This window comes from Streptomyces griseoluteus, from assembly GCF_004784465.1.
Taxonomy (GTDB): domain Bacteria; phylum Actinomycetota; class Actinomycetes; order Streptomycetales; family Streptomycetaceae; genus Streptomyces; species Streptomyces griseoluteus.
This window is the reverse complement of sequence record NZ_SRRU01000015.1, coordinates 33154-47893: the sequence shown is the minus strand read 5'-3', so window position 1 is coordinate 47893 and position 14740 is coordinate 33154. Positions and strand designations below refer to the sequence as shown.

The 14740-nt window shown below is 68.7% G+C and carries 8 protein-coding genes and 2 pseudogenes; 3 read left to right on the top strand and 7 right to left on the bottom strand.

What is annotated here, in order from left to right:
* Positions 1 to 382: 382 nt before the first annotated feature.
* Positions 383 to 2998 carry a fibronectin type III domain-containing protein gene (locus tag E5082_RS30250; protein WP_135794431.1) on the top strand — a complete coding sequence of 872 codons (2616 nt, stop codon included), beginning with the start codon at positions 383 to 385 and terminating at the stop codon, positions 2996 to 2998.
* A gap of 793 nt (positions 2999 to 3791) precedes the next feature.
* Here the strand turns inward: E5082_RS30250 and E5082_RS30240 are convergent.
* The 6 genes from E5082_RS30240 to E5082_RS30215 form a co-directional block, all read right to left on the bottom strand.
* Positions 3792 to 5663, bottom strand: a complete 1872-nt coding sequence (locus E5082_RS30240; RefSeq protein WP_135794430.1) for an acyl-CoA dehydrogenase family protein — start codon at positions 5661 to 5663, stop codon at positions 3792 to 3794.
* 428 nt (positions 5664 to 6091) lie between these two features.
* Positions 6092 to 7402, bottom strand: coding sequence for a cytochrome P450 family protein (locus E5082_RS30235; protein ID WP_135794429.1), 1311 nt, complete (start codon positions 7400 to 7402; stop codon positions 6092 to 6094).
* Positions 7403 to 7523: 121 nt separating this feature from the next.
* Positions 7524 to 8111 (bottom strand): GTP-binding protein, encoded by a 588-nt coding sequence (locus E5082_RS30230; protein WP_135794428.1) that lies wholly within the window; start codon positions 8109 to 8111, stop codon positions 7524 to 7526.
* Positions 8086 to 8463, bottom strand: a complete 378-nt coding sequence (locus tag E5082_RS30225) for a DUF742 domain-containing protein (protein WP_135794427.1) — start codon at positions 8461 to 8463, stop codon at positions 8086 to 8088. The genes E5082_RS30230 and E5082_RS30225 overlap by 26 nt, the downstream gene beginning before the upstream one ends.
* A complete protein-coding gene (locus tag E5082_RS30220) occupies positions 8460 to 8861 on the bottom strand; it encodes a roadblock/LC7 domain-containing protein (RefSeq protein WP_086694231.1) in 402 nt (133 codons plus the stop codon). The genes E5082_RS30225 and E5082_RS30220 overlap by 4 nt, the downstream gene beginning before the upstream one ends.
* Complete coding sequence (locus E5082_RS30215) at positions 8858 to 10060, bottom strand: ATP-binding protein (protein ID WP_135794426.1); 1203 nt, start codon at positions 10058 to 10060, stop codon at positions 8858 to 8860. Before E5082_RS30215 ends, E5082_RS30220 begins: the two co-directional genes overlap by 4 nt.
* A gap of 835 nt (positions 10061 to 10895) precedes the next feature.
* On the opposite strand from E5082_RS30215, the gene mscL reads away from it, so the two are divergent.
* The gene (gene mscL, locus E5082_RS30205; RefSeq protein WP_135794424.1) at positions 10896 to 11339 is read left to right on the top strand and encodes a large conductance mechanosensitive channel protein MscL; all 444 of its coding nucleotides are present in this window, start codon (positions 10896 to 10898) and stop codon (positions 11337 to 11339) included.
* An 872-nt stretch (positions 11340 to 12211) separates the two neighbouring features.
* Here mscL and E5082_RS30190 read toward each other — a convergent pair.
* A pseudogene (locus tag E5082_RS30190) lies at positions 12212 to 13533 on the bottom strand (MFS transporter).
* Positions 13534 to 13824: 291 nt separating this feature from the next.
* Here E5082_RS30190 and E5082_RS30185 point away from each other — a divergent pair.
* Positions 13825 to 14433: pseudogene (locus tag E5082_RS30185) on the top strand (phage integrase central domain-containing protein); the annotation flags it as partial.
* Positions 14434 to 14740: the final 307 nt, after the last annotated feature.

Genomic DNA, 14740 nt, shown 5'->3' with positions numbered 1-14740 from the left:
CCGAGGAGCGATGATGATCACAAAGCCAGCCGGTGCATTCTCTGCACTGCGGCGCAGGGCGGGTGCGTGCGAAGACTGGTGGCCCCGAAGGAGCCTGGGGACTCTCCCCTGGGGGCCGGCCATGCGCGCAAGGTGTGCCCCGTTGTGCGCCTCCGCCATGCGGTTGCCCCGGCGGCGCTACCTCTTGACGACCCGGAAGGAAACACGGTTCACGATGCGTGCGTTACACAGATCAGGGAGAGCGCGACGCGGGGTCGGCCCGCGCCGTGCTCTCGCCGATCACCTGGTTGTACTGCTGCTCACTCTGGCCATGGTGGTGACCGGTTCCGCGCTCAGCGCGGATCCCGCGGCGGCAGCCGCTGCGAGGGAACAGTACTCCGGCGTGGCGTGCGCGACGCACGCCACCTCGTTCGAGGCCCCGGCCGACGCCCCGGCCATCAGCATCCGCATGGGCTGCGCCGGAAACGCGGGTTCACTGCGCACGCTCGCCCACAGCGACAGCGACCTCGTCGTCGCCTTTGACTACAACGTGCCCGAGCGCCCCGACGAGACCCGCACCCTGGCCCGGGACGCAGTCGCAGCAGTCCAGGCCGACCAGGACACCGGGCACACCCTCGCCCAGGCGTTCTACGACTACGCGCGGGACAACGCGGTAGGGCTTTACCCCGCGACCGATGCCGGTGACTACGACGGCCGGATCACGGCCACGGGCGACAGCATCGTTCTCGTCCTGCCGACGGCAGAGGTCGGCACGAGCGCCACATGGTGGCAGAAGTTCATCGCGAACGGGGTCGGCTGGGCCGTGAGCATCGGGGCGAGCGCCATATGCCTCGCCCTGACGGCTCCCGGGGCCGCGCTCGCCGCCCCCGTCTGCCTGGGCGTGGGAGGCGCGACCGGCGGGTTCGTCACCGAAGCGATGAACGCGGCCTTCGACAACGTGTCCTTCGGAGACCCCGACACCTGGGGCGCCCTGCTCGGCGCGGCCTTCTGGGGCGCGGTGTCGGGTGCCGCTTCGGGCTACATGGTCAAGTGGGCCGGCGACGCCGCCGGGGCCTTCGTCACCAGGCTCCAACTCAGCCTGCGCGCCTTCGCCGCCAAGATCGGCAACCTCGGCAACCCCTTGACGTACATAAGCGACCGCCTGAACGAGATGGTGCCGGCCCTGCTGCGCCGCCTGAACGAGCTCCAGCGTGGTGTCGGAGGAAACGGCGCACCCCTGCGCGTCATGGTCGTCGGCGACTCCATGACACAGGGGTACGAGGGCGACTGGACCTGGCGCTACCGCCTGTGGAAGTGGTTCCGCGACCAGCGCATCGACGTCGACTTCGTCGGCCCGTACAAGGGGACCAAGGCACAGGCCAGGCCCCAGCCCCCGGCGCGGCCCGCTCTGCAAGGCGAGACTCCCGGCGCCTCGCTGGACGACCCGGACACCTCCGGCGGCTACGCGGCCGGCGTCGACCCCGCCTTCGACAGCGACCACTTCGGAGTCTGGGGCCGTCAGGCCATGCAGGACAAGAAACTGATCCGGGGCATGGTGGCGCAGTACAACCCGGACGTGATCCTCGTCGGCCTCGGCTTCAACGACCTGGGCTGGTTCGTCAGCGGCCCGCAGGAAACGCTCGACAGCATGAAGACGTTTGTGGACGAGGCACGTGCCGCCCGTCCCGACGTGAAGTTCGCCGTCGCGGACGTCCCCCAGCGCACCTACATCGGCGGCCGGGACGACCTGCCGCTCAGCACCACCGCCTACGACCTGATGCTGCGCCAGGCCGTCCCGCAGTGGAACACCCCCGTATCGCCGGTCGAGCTCGTGAACTGGTCGGGCAACTACACCTGTGCCCGCGACGCCTGCCCCTCCGGCTACGACGGACTGCACCCCAACGCGGTCGGCGAGTTCCAGATCGCCCACGCCTTCGAGACCACCCTCCACGACCGGTGCGGCATCGGCCAGACCGTCCCCGACGTCCCCCCCACGGTCCCCGATCGCCCGCTGGGCGTCCCGGCGAACGTCCGGGCCGTCTCCAGCGACCTGGGTGTCACGGTGACCTGGGACCGGGTCTACGGCGCGCGCGGCTACACGGTCCGCTCCCGGCTGGTGGGTGCCACCGCCTGGACCGAGACACCGGTCCAGGCGAACCGCTACGACACGACCTGGACCCAGGACGGCTGGGACTGGGAGTACTCCGTCCGTGTCGACGACGCGGGCGACGGCACCTCCGCGTGGTCCCCGGTCGTCCGGGCCACTGCACACCCCCACACCACCGCGGCACCCACGCATATCCTCACCAACCCCACCATGGACGGCGTGGACCTCTCCTGGGAGCCCGCGACGGGGCCGTACAGCGACAGCGTGGACCGCTACGAGATCATCACCTGGGACAAGGACGCGCCGGGCGCCGTCCTGCAGAGCACGGCGGTGCGCGGCACCTCGGCGCACATCTCCGGGCTGACGTCGGGCCATCACTACCTGGTCGCGGTGGCCACCTGGAACTCGGTGGGCGGCGGCATGCCCACCATTGCCCGGCCCGTCACCATCGGCGCCCGCACTCCGCCAGTCCCCACGGACCTGCACATCAAGTCCGTGGACGCCACGACAGTCCAGCTCGACTGGAACGGTTCCCAGCAGGCGGCCGGATACCGCGTCTGGTACCGCAACCGCACGACGAACGGCCCCTGGCTGTCCGACGAGACCATCTCGGACACCCCCGAGCGGGGCATAGCCTTCCTCTTCCCCGGCAACTGGAACTTCGAGTTCGCGGTGACGGCGGTCAACGGGCAGATGGAGTCGGCGCGGTCCGACACGGTCTCCGTCCCGGCCCCGCCGACCACCGGGGGCGGCAATTCCGGCGCCTCCGGCACGGGCACGAGCGACGCCTTCCGTAAGGCTGTCAGGACGGGCGGCGCCTCTGGTCCGGACGTCGGCCAGGATCTCGCCCGGCTGCGCAAGGCCCCGACCACCTTCCTCAGCCCGATGCCCACCGCACACCCTCACATGTAATTCCTCGCCGCCCTCCGTATCAGCACGCGCCCTGCGTGTCCCGGCTCGCCGCCGGGGCACGCAGGTGCACTCAACGGGTGCCGCTGCCTCTGGGACGGAAGTGCGGCCGCCTCCGACGCCGTGACGTCTTTCGCCCAGTTGCCGGTCGCGTGCCAGCCGCTGCACTGCAACCGGAGGCCGTGGACGCCATGGGCATGCTCCACCTCCTGGACGTAGGGCTACTCACGGCACCGGCCGTGCCGCTCGGTCCGGGTCCAGGTGTACGCGGACCACGTCCACACGGAAGCGTCCGCTGTTGGACACCGACAGCGGGCCAGTGGCACCCGGACTGACGGCACGCCGGTCACGCCCGGCATCCGCCGGCAGGGACCGGCGGCCGCCACTGCGGACAGCCGAGAGGAGGCACCATGAGCGGGTTCAAGCAGCCTGGCGCCAGATCCTGACCACTGCGGGCGAACCTCGCCCACCAGAAGAATCGCCGCTCTTCGCTCCGTGGACCGGTATGTGGGAGCTGCAGCAGGCGCACAGAGATCCGCCACACCTGGGACATCCCCTACATCGGCACGCTGGGAGACGGCCGGTACTACGTCGAAGGGCCGAGCCGAACCAGCCTGCGTGGACAGCGCCCAAGCTGCAGTAGCGATGGTCATCGATCGCTTGCCACCGCACTGCGGCCCGGCCTTCATCGGCAATGCAGAGGAACTGGCTGTCTACGAAATGGCGCAGGACAGCAGGTAGAAACGGCCGGCCGACTTCGCGGAAGCAGCCCCTTAGACCACTTTGAAGACGGGCCCTAGGCGGGGGCCAGCTCGGCCGCAGGCGACGGGGCACGCAGCATTGGATGCTCGCCCATGAATCCGTCCAGGACAGCGAAGCCTTCGGTCAACTGCAGGCTGTACGGCACGAGTGCCTCGATCGTCGATTCCTCCACGTCCGGCAGTTGCTGCACATGGTCGGGTGTGAGGCGACCGGCGGCAAGCAGGTCCCCGCTGTGTGCCTTCACCTGGCGCAGTGCGAACAGGGCGTGCAGGCGCCCGAGAACCGCCCGTGCCTGCGGGTCGGACGGTCGTCCGGCGGCGACGAGGAGGGCTTGTGCCGCGCGGCGGTGCACGTGTGCTTCGACCAGGTTCAGCGCGGGCGTGACGGTGCCGTTCCACCGCGCGAGGGGGTCTCCGCGGCGGCCGCCGCGCAGTCGGCTGCGGGCCCGGTTGTGCCAGATCCGTTCGATGTCGGCCAGCAGGTCCTGGAGATACCTGGGGTCGTCGAGGGTGCGGCCGGCGGGCGGCACGTCGGAGGGTGGTGCCGGGGTGAATCCGCCGAGGAGCATCTCGCCCGCGGCCTTGACCCAGATCACGCGGTTGTCGCCCTCTGCCGTGATCGTCCCCTCGTTCGCGGCCAACTGGAAGGCGATGCCGTTCGAGAGGAGCAGGCCCTGTGCGCCGCACCGCTCGCGGCACTCTGTCATCACCGAGCGGGCCTGCCAGGTGATCCAGGCCTTGGCCACGGCCGCCAGGCGCTCGGTCTCCTCCTGTTCGGCCTCCCCCTCGCCTGTCCACTGCCTTACGACGTCGCGGTGCAGCAGCGTCGCGGCATAGGTGGTGGCGACAGCTGCCAGGAGGGGGGCGTGGTGACTGCGGTGCTCGATCAGCGAGACTTTGCGACCCGTCGTCATCCCCGACGTGAGCCGCAGATGGGAGTGCCGCATCGCGACGGCCAGGGCGTGCCGGGTTACACCGAGGCTGTAGGCGGTCATGCACAGCTTGCCTGTATGGACGCGGCGTACGGACTGGAGGAACCTCTTGCGTGGGTTGCCCAGGGAGCTGGTGAACGTGCCGTCACGAGACAGGCGGCCGTGCTCGCCCTGCAACAGCGCCTCGAACGGCAACTGCACCTGATGGAAGTACGTGGCGCAGTGGTCGACAGGCGCACTCGCCGTCTGCGGGAGGGGCCGTACTTCCACGCCCGGGTAGTGGTGGCCGGCACTGTCGGTCAGGGGAGTAAGGAAGAGGAAGACGCCGTGGTCGAGATCGTCGACGACCAGGCGTGCTGCCACGACGGCGTTCTTGGCGCCACCGGTTGACGACGTGTTCGGCATCCACTTGCAGGCGCCGGGATTCGGGGTGTGAAGGATGAAACGGTTCGTCTCACGATCGAAGGTCGCCGTCGTCTCCAGCGACGCGGCGTCGTTGCCGTGGTCCAGTTCGGTGCAAAGGAATGTGCCGATGCGGTCCATGCGGGCGTACGCGGACAGGTCCCATCCATCCGTGTCATGGTCCACCAGGCTGCCGATGTGGAGGTTCCAGTGAATGCTCGCGATGGTGGCCATGCCGGCGTCCACGACGCCGGCCCATTCGTGCATCGCGGTGAGGGATTCGATGTCGGAGGCGAGTCCGATCGGGTCAGCCACAAATTCGTTGATCAGGCGCAGTCGCTCGTAGGACAGCGCCGTCCGTTCATGCGGGTTCAGGCCCTCCTGGAAGCTGAACCGCGGATCGCTGAACAGGGACTTCCAGGGCTGGTGGATCTGCTCTGCATGAGGCCCGAAGAGGATCCGGGCGAGGTCCGCCGATATACCTTGGGTCCGGGGGAGTGGAGTGGCAGTCACGGCTTGAAAGTACTTGAAAGAAGAGGAGTTGATTACTCCGCACGGCGTGATGATCAACACGATTGGGCTGTTCAGGAGTGTGGAAGATACCCAAAGTCACCGCGTGGTGATCAACGTAGTTGGAGAGATCGAGTGATCCTTGACGGCGGGCCGGCACCGGTCGTCGACATCGTCAAGTTGATCTCGGGCACGAGCCAGGTCCCGCCGCGCAGGACCTGGCTGCAGGCATCCAAGCCGGTACGAAGCACCCGCCCTAGGGGGCGGGGACGACGTCACCCGTGACACCGGAGTGCCGTAATGCCTCCTAGAGCGGGTGATTCGGCCCGCGGCGGAACTGATGCGACGGCGCTTTGGGATGATGCCGCACCATCTCTACCAACCGCCGTGGTCGCGTGGAGCTCCTCCACGGAACCGGACGGCACCGCTACCGCCCACCCTCCGCTCCTCGGCTCTATGCCGCAGAGAACGATTCCCGTCGCCGCCGACCTCTACACGCGAAAAATGTCGAGGAAGGTGCTCCAGAAGCCCTTTCGCGCCTTTTTGAGGTCAGAGTGTGGTGAGGGTGCCACGGGGATGTGGGACGGGGCGATCGTGCGCGGCCGCGGGGTGGTTGATGCGGGGGTACGAAGTGCGGCCACTCGGGTGCCGGGGGTCGGCGTGAAGCGTACCGGCAGCGTCGCCAGGGCCCGGTGGAAGGGGCCGGGCCGCCACTGCAGCTCCTCAGCCGAGACATCGAGCGCCAGGTCGGGCAGCGCGTTGAGGACGGCCTCGATCGCGGTCAGGGAGATCACTGTCGCCGGGGACTTCGCCGGACAGGCGTGCGGCCCGGCGCCCCAAGCGAGGTGAGCCCCCTTGCTGAGGGACTCACGGGCCGCGCCAAGAGCGGGGTCGGAGTTGGCGCCCCCGAAGCTGATCATGAGAGGTGTGCCGGCCTCCACTCGGACGCCGCCGAGGTCGACGTCACGCAGGGGGTAGTGCGTGGCGTAGTTGGCGATGGGCGAGTTGTTCCACAGGACGTGGTCGACGGCCTCTTCGGGCAGCATGCCCGCGCCTCGGCTCGAGGAGCCGGACAACAGCAGGAGCAGGGCGTTGCCGATCAGGTTCCGCTCAGGCTCCACGCCGGCGCCCATCATCATGACGAGCTGGTCCTTCAACTCCTCGTCGTTCAGGCCGGCGGGGTGCTGGATGAGCCAGGAGGTGACATCGTCGCCGGGCTCGCGCCGCTTGAGAGCGATCAGCTCCATGAGGCAGGTGGTGATGTCCTCGCTGGCCTTCAGAGCGTCCCTGCCGTCGAACATCGCCGACATGGAGGTGGTGAGGCGATCACCGATACCGGCCGGGCAGCCGAAAAGCTTGTTGAAGAGCAGCAGCGGCAGCAGCTTCGCGTAGTCGTTCAGAAGATCGGCGCGGCCGCGTTCACTGAACTGATCAATCAGGAAGGCGGCGATGGGCTCGGCGTCCCGCCGGATCCGGCCGATGTTGAGGCGGTCGAGGCTATCCGTGACGGCCTTACGCAGCCGGAGGTGGACCGTCCCGTCGGTGAACATGGCGTTGGGGCGGAATGCCATCATCGGCACCACCGGACTGTCCAGCGCTATGCGGCCCTCCATGAGGGCCTTCCAGTGCCGCGCGTCCTTGCTGAAATCGGTCGTGTTCTGCAGCACGCTCCGCGCCGTCTGGTAATCGACGACGAGAGTGGCATCCACCCCGGGGGCTAGTTCGACCGGAGCCGCAGGCCCCTCGGCGCGCATCTTGTCGTAGGCGGCATGCGGATCGGCGGCAAACTCCGCTGTGTGCATCGGGCATCGTGCGGGGGCGCCCGGCGCCGTTGGTTGCTGACTGTCCATGGGATCGGATCCTTTTTGGGCCCGGCGTCTTTGGCGGTCCGGGCGAGTGGAGGAGCAGGGGGCGGGCGGCGGATCAGGCCGTCCGTACAAGGAGATGCTTCACGAGCGTGATCAGCGACCTTGCTGACGACGCGCGGTCGCGGGCATCGCAGTACGAGACTGGGGTGTCGGGCAGCAGGTCGAGGGCCTCACGGATCTCAGCCTCTTCATACAGGACATCGGTGAAGGAGTTGACCGCGATCGAGTACTCCAGGCCGTACTTCTCGACCAGCTCGATCACCGGGAAGGAGTCGGCCAGCCGCGCCGGGTCCACCAGGATCAGCGCTCCCAGCGCCCCGCGGGCCATGTCCTCCCAAAGTTGGACGAACCGCTGCTGACCGGGCGTCCCGAAGAGGTACAGCACGACTTCGTCGCCCAGGGTCAGCCGGCCGAAGTCCAGGGCGACCGTGGTCGTCACCTTGTCCGGTGCACCCGCCAGGTCGTCCACGTGAGCGGAAGCCTGGGTCATCCGCTCCTCCGTGCGCAGCGGGGGAATCTCGGAGAGCGAGCCGATGTAAGTGGTCTTGCCTACGGCGAAGTGCCCCACCACGAGGATCTTTGCGGCTGTCGTCACCGAGCCCGAGACGTAGCTCGGCTTAGGCATAGAGGCTTTGGAGTCCATGCAGCACCTTCTCGATGACGAGTCTCGATTCAGACTTGGCAGGTGGCGGCGCGGAGCGGCGCAGCAGATGGCCTTGTTCCGTTAAATCCGTCAGAAGCAGGCGGGCAACGCCGACCGGTAGGCCCAGGTGTGCGGCCACTTCTGCCACGGCCAGGTATCCCCCTGCGCACAGCTCCCAGATGGCGCGTACTTCTGGGCTGGCACCCAGCGGCAGTTCCCGGTCGGGCGCCAAGGTGACGAGCATGTGCAAGGAGAGGTCGTCTGCGGAGGGCAGGCGCCGGCCGCCTGTGATGACGTAGGAGCGGACGAGTTCGCTGGAGACCGGAGCAGCTTCCTCGCCGGGAACGCTCATGCCTCAGCACCAGTGCTCTGACGCGGTTGGGTGCTCAGTGCGCGGCCCAGCGCGGCTACCTGCTGCTGCATGCGGATCGACATGACCTCCATGTCGACGTCCAAGGCCGCGGAGACCGCCATGTAGGCGCCGCTGCCTGCCGCGATCAGGAAGATCCAGCCGCCGTCGTACTCGAGCAGGGTCTGCTTCCAGACGCCCTTACCGCCTGCCACGAACCCGGCGACGGCGCGGCTGAGGGACTGCATCGAGCTCATCGCCGCGGCGTTGGTCTCGGCCTCGTCGCGGGGGATCTCGCTGGAGCGCTCCAGGAGCAGGCCGTCAGCGGAGACGAGGATCGCATGCCGGGCACCACGGACGCTGATTACGTCGTCCAGCACCCAGGACAGGTCGGGCTTCACTGGTCTTCAGATCCTTCCGTGATGATCGTGTCCCGCCCGCGGACGGTTCCGCGTGCGAAGGCAGTGAGTCGTGTCGCGGTGGTGGTCACGTCACTGTGCTCCGGCACCGGCACCGGGTCCGGCTCGGCTGCCAGCGATGGTGCAGGCGGTACCACGGCGACCGCACGGCGGCGCTTGGGCAAACCGCCAGCCGTCGTCCCAACAATGGCCACCGGTGCCGTGACGGGCCCGCTGCGCGGCAACCCCTCACTCGCAGTGGTGGAGCCGGTCTCGGCTTCAGGTGCGGGGACATCGTGGGTCAAGAGAGTCTCCGGTAGGAGGATGACCGCGCGGACGCCGCCGTACGGCGAGACGGAATCGACGGAAACCTTGAACCCGTACCGGGCAGCGAGCACACCTGCGACAGCGAAGCCGACGCGCGGCGGGCTGCCCAAGCTGGTGATCGACACAGAGCCCTGCGTGTTCAGCAAGGCGGAAGCGCGCTCCCTCTCCTCTGCGTTGATACCCAGACCGGCATCGTCGACGATCAGGCACACACCGGTCGGAACGGCCTGGATGTTGATCTCGACGGGCGTGCCGGGCGCCGAGTAGTTCGTGGCATTGTCCAGGAGCTCGGCCAAGACGACCGCCACCGGTTCCACGGCGGTGCTGGCAACGGCGACGTTGACCTGGCTGTGAATCCTCACCCGGTCAAAGAGCTTGATGCGGCCCTGAGCGCTGCGCGCCACGTCAAGGACAGGGGCTGCGCGGTCACGTCGGCCGAGCCAGCCACCGCACAGAGCCGCGATGCCCTGAGCTCGCCGGCCGAACTGGCTGTTGGTGTGGTCGATCGTCATGAAATCCGCGAGGATCTCGCTGTCATTGCCGTACTTGACTCGGGCCAGATCGCTGATGACGCCCTGCTGCTCATCAGCCAGGACCTGCAGGCTACGCATCCAAGTACGGAGAGCTGCCTTGGTTTCCTCTTCGGCGTCGCTGCGGACCTGCGCCAGATCGCGATCGTGCTCGGAACGCAGAGTGGCGCACTCGTCGGCAAGCCGTTGGCGCTCCGCTTCGAGACGGCCCTGGGTTGCCTGCAGATCGGCGGTCTGCTTGCGGAGCGCCAGATTGGTTCTCCGGGCGAGCATCACTGCGAGTACCGCAGCAATCAGTACTCCTAGCAAGATCCACAGTAGTGGATCCTTCATCAATGAGGTCATCAGACTCTCTTCAGTCGCATCGCGGGGGTATATGCAGGACCGCGCGGCGGTGGCCGAAGTCGCGGACCCAACACCGCGCCGCGGGCTCACACGCGGACCAACGGCTACTCCTTCGCGGTGAGCAGAAACTATCCCCCGTGACACGTGCATGACGCAGCGTCAGCCTACTGAAAGCCAGATGATCTTAACAGCGGGGTATAGAGCAATACCGCGACAAGCGCCACTAATTGACACTGCATCAGGTGAAGGTCTAGTGGACGTGTGGACATGGGCCGGCTGGAGAACTGGCAACCCGCTGCTGCCCGATGCCACATCCTTCGGGAACCAGAGGGGACACCGGCACGGGGACCAGAGAACTAGGCGCGCGGCTCGGGTCGGCCCCGCAGCGCAGGCGAGTCTGCTCCCCGCACGCGTGGGGATGGTCCACCGGCGACCCCGGCGACCCCGGCGACCCCGGCGACCCCGGCGACCCCGGCGACCCCGGCGACCCCGGCGACCCCGGCGACCCCGGCGCTCATGCCGAGGGTGATGTGCTCCCCGCACGCGCGAGGATCTCACGCCTGCTCCCGACACCTGCGCCTGATTCCAGGCGGCAGGCAGCACCAGACACTCTCTGCCCAGGCCGGCCCGGTACTCGCCAGCGGTCACAGCGCACCGGCCGGCGCAGCAGGTCATGTTGGTCTGCCGTTGTCACGCCTCTAGGTGAACTTGTACACCGCGTAGCGTGGCGGAGCCGGCATGGGTGAGGGGCGGCAGGGCATCCGGGGTGAAGGGGTGGGCTGACCGCGCTTCCGGTGCCGCCCGTCGACGTCAAGAGCCTCTTAGGGGTGAGAAGGTGAAGGGCTTCCGCAGCTTCATCCTGCGCGGCAACGTGGTGGACTTGGCCGTCGGCATCGTCATCGGGGCAGCCTTCACCGCCGTGGTGAACGGCTTCGTCAGCGCCTTTCTGACACCACTCGTCGGGCTGGCCACTGGCGCCACCGGCGACATGAGTCGCAAGACCTTCACCGTAGGCGCCACCACGTTCCCCTACGGCGCCTTCGTCAACGCGGCGATCAGCTTCCTCCTTCTCGCCGGCGCCCTGTACTTCCTGGTCGTGCTCCCGATCAACAAGCTTCACGAACGCCTCGCCCCCCACCAAGACGTCCAGGCCCCCAAACGGGACTGCCCCGAGTGCCTCAGCCCTGTACCCGCCCAGGCCCGACGCTGCGCTTCCTGCACCGTCCCCCTGCCCGCCGTACCCGCTCAGACTGGAGAGACAACCCAGCGTGCCGGCTGACCCGCTCCATGACCCGGCCTGCGTTGACGGGCCCGTCGCGGGCCACGTCCGTAATAACCGGAGTTACCGACGGCGTCCGACGCCTGCGGCTACGTGGCTTCACGGCCGACGGTACGGCGGTCGCGCTCGCCGACGAGCCCTGACGTCGCTGACATTGGCACGCGCACCTTGTTGTCCGGGCCGGCGATCAGACCGGTCTGGCGGCGGCAGAGCCGGCAGACGCCTTCGATCGCCGCGATGTCGCGTTGGCATTTGTCGCAGTGCTGGCTCGTCGCCTTCGCGGCAAAGCCCCAGCATGCCTTGCAGCGGGGGCAGTCGAACCAGCCTCGTCCCAGGCAGTCCCGGCAGCTGCGGGTGGCCCAAGGCCGTGAGCGTCGAACAGGCCGGCTCGTAGCGGCGGCCCCGAACGGCCAGTGCGCCGCTGGTGACTGATCGGAATGCCACCGACGACCTGCTTCTCCGCCTCCGCTGCCGGAGCGGCCCCACAGTCGCCCCGCTTCTCCGGGACGACCAGGTCGGCGGGTGTGCAGCCCAGCACCTCACAAATGATGTCGTGGCACCGCCGGCCGCCGAACAGCGCGGCGATCTCACCTTCCGGCGGCGGGATCCGCAGCCTCGCCGAAGTGCCACCGCGGGGCCGGTCGACCTCGTCCAGCGGGGACTCGACGACGAATCCGGTGGCCGCGTGAATAGCGGCATGTCGTGGCTCGCGCTCGGCGAGGTGCCGGGACCGCTCACGCTGGTGGGCGGCACCCTGTGGCTGGCGGGTGTCGCGGTCCCGGCCCCGGTCGGGGGCGACGGCCCGGCCGGCCGCGGTCCCGGCTCCGGAGCAGACGGAGGCAGGGGAACCGCGGCCCAGCCGGACGCCCGGCTCAGTGTGAGCGGGCCCGGTCCGCGAGGACCTTGATGGAGACCAGGGCGATCAGCGACAGCCCGAGGATGTAGCCGGAGACGGCCATCGAGGTGCCCGTCGCCTCCAGCAGCAGCACCATGACGAACGGTGCCAGCCCGCCGCCGGCGACAGCGGCGATCTGGTAGCCGAGGGAGGCTCCGGTGTAGCGCATCTCCGGGGTGAACAGCTCGGCGAACAGTGCCGCCTGGGGGCCGTACATGATGCTGAGGAAGCAGCTCGCGACGAACGTGCTGACTGCGAGCCACAGCAGCGACCCGGTGTCGATCAGCAGGAACATGGGCACGGCCCACAGCGCGATGCCGATCGCGCCGATCGCGTAGATCCTGATCCGGCCGAGCCGGTCGGACAGGGCGGCGGAGGCGGGTATCAGCACCAGCTGGGTGAGGCTGACGCACAGGGAGACGGCGAGGACAGCGCCCTTGTCCATGCCCAGTTCACGGGTCGTGTAGTCCAGGACGCCGGTGATGATGATGTAGAACGTCGCGGTGTTCACCGCGAAGGAGCCGCCGGCCAGCAGCACGGTGCCGAGGTGACCGCGCAGGATGGTGCGCAGGGGTGAGTTCTTCTCGCCCTTCTCCTTCTCGGCCAGCGCCCGCTCGGCCTCCCGGAACTCCGGGGTCTCCTCCACCCGGGTGTGGATGTACCAGGCGAGGGCGAGCACGAGCAGCCCGACCAGGAAGGGCAGGCGCCAGCCCCAGGAGGCGAACGCGCTGTCCGAGGTGAAGGCACCGGCCAGCAGGAACACGCTGTTGGCGGTCACCACGCCGATGGGGACGCCGAGCTGGACGACGCTGCCGTAGACGCCGCGCTTGCCCTGGGGGCGTACTCGGTGGCCAGCAGCATCGCGCCGCCCCACTGCGCGCCGACGGCGACGCCCTGCACGATGCGGAGCAGGACGAGCAGGATCGGGGCGGCGACCCCGATCGTCTCGTACGTCGGGAGCAGGCCGATGCCGATGGTGGCCACGCCCATCAGGGTGAGCGCGAGCACCAGCATGGGCTTGCGGCCGCGCTTGTCGCCGAGCTGACCGGCGACGATGCCGCCGAGCGGACGGGCGAGGAAGCCGACGGCGAAGGTGGCGAAGGACGCGAGGACCCCGGCGGTGGGGCTCCCGGCCGGGAAGTACAGATCGCCGAGGACCAGGGCCGCGGCGATGCCGAAGACGAAGTAGTCGTACCACTCGACGGCCGAGGCCAGGGCGGCTGCCGTGGCGACCCGGCGGCGGTTGGGGACCGCGGGAGTGGTGGAGGTGAGCGGCTGGGCGGAAGGTGTGGTGTCCATGCGGTGCACGCTCCGATGGGTGCGGGGACGGAACAGGCGGAACAGGGCGAATCGGAGGGAACGGTGTAACGGGGGCCCGGGTTCCGGGGAACGTACTGACCGGACGGTATGTACGTCAACGGGTTGAGCGCCGTGAGTTTTGCCTGCACAGGGCGCGGGGCTGTCCACACGGGCGCGGGCGTGACTCGGGCGCCGGCCTCGCGGGGAGGCATGCAAGCCCGGCCGCCGCGTCGGAAGCAGTACGGGGCCGTCGCGTAGCCGTACCGCGGCGGAAGCAGGCAGAAGCAACAGGGCTTCGCGGAGAAGCGGGGGAAACTACTGGCGCGGTCGGTACAAGATCGCGCCCGGCAAGCACCTCACGGTCGTCCAGGACATCGGCAAGACGATCAAGTTCGCCACCTAGGGCGAGGCCCAGCGCGCTGCGAGCGAGGCCGAGAACAAATACCGGCGAGGCGACTGTCATGATCTCGCGCTCGGGCAGGAGACGTTCGGCGAGTACGCGAACCGCTGGTACGCCGCCCAGGATCTGGCCGCGTCGACCATGCAGAACTACACGCGCCATGTCGAGGAGCACCTGCTCCCCGAGTTCGGTGACAACGCGCTCGCCGGCGTCCTGCGCAAGGACGTCGAGGCGGGGGAGAGGAAGGAGGGCCCTGTACGCGGCGTCCAGCGTCAAGACCTGGCGCTCGACGCTCCACCTGATCTTCGAGGACGCGATCGACGAGGGTCTGATCAGGTCGAACCCGGCGGCCAGGGCGCCGCGGGCGCGGCAAGCGCGCCGGCCGTTCTCGCGACCGCAGCCCGGAGAAGGTCGTCACGGACCCGCTCGGCATTCTGCTGACGACCGAGCGTGCTGCTCTGCTGTCCGGCCGCGACGACGAGTTCGTGGCCGTGGTCCTCACGCCGCGAACAGCTGGAACTTCAGCGCGACAGCCGTGTGCTTCCAGGAACTGGCAGTCGTACCCGTCGGCAGCCCGTGGAGACCGGGACATGGACCGGGCCGGACTGCGCCCACTGGGTTGGACGCGGTCGGCCGGTGGCCCGACCGGCACAGGCAACTGCCCGTGGACCCGATGAAGGACCCCTGCTTCGTCCAGCGATACCAGGCCGTCGCGGAGCGCCTGCGCACGGCGCTGGGCGCCCGGCCGGTCACCGTCGACAAGAACTGACCTGCGAGGGCTGACCTGCTCCGCGACCCGTGGGTCAG

What these genes read in the sequence shown, in the direction of transcription:
- E5082_RS30235 (WP_135794429.1), bottom strand. Translation starts at nt 7,402, where the DNA reads ATGCACACAGCGGAGTTTGCCGCCGATCCGCATGCCGCCTACGACAAG.
- E5082_RS30230 (WP_135794428.1), bottom strand. Translation starts at nt 8,111, where the DNA reads ATGGACTCCAAAGCCTCTATGCCTAAGCCGAGCTACGTCTCGGGCTCG.
- E5082_RS30225 (WP_135794427.1), bottom strand. Translation starts at nt 8,463, where the DNA reads ATGAGCGTTCCCGGCGAGGAAGCTGCTCCGGTCTCCAGCGAACTCGTC.
- E5082_RS30215 (WP_135794426.1), bottom strand. Translation starts at nt 10,060, where the DNA reads ATGACCTCATTGATGAAGGATCCACTACTGTGGATCTTGCTAGGAGTA.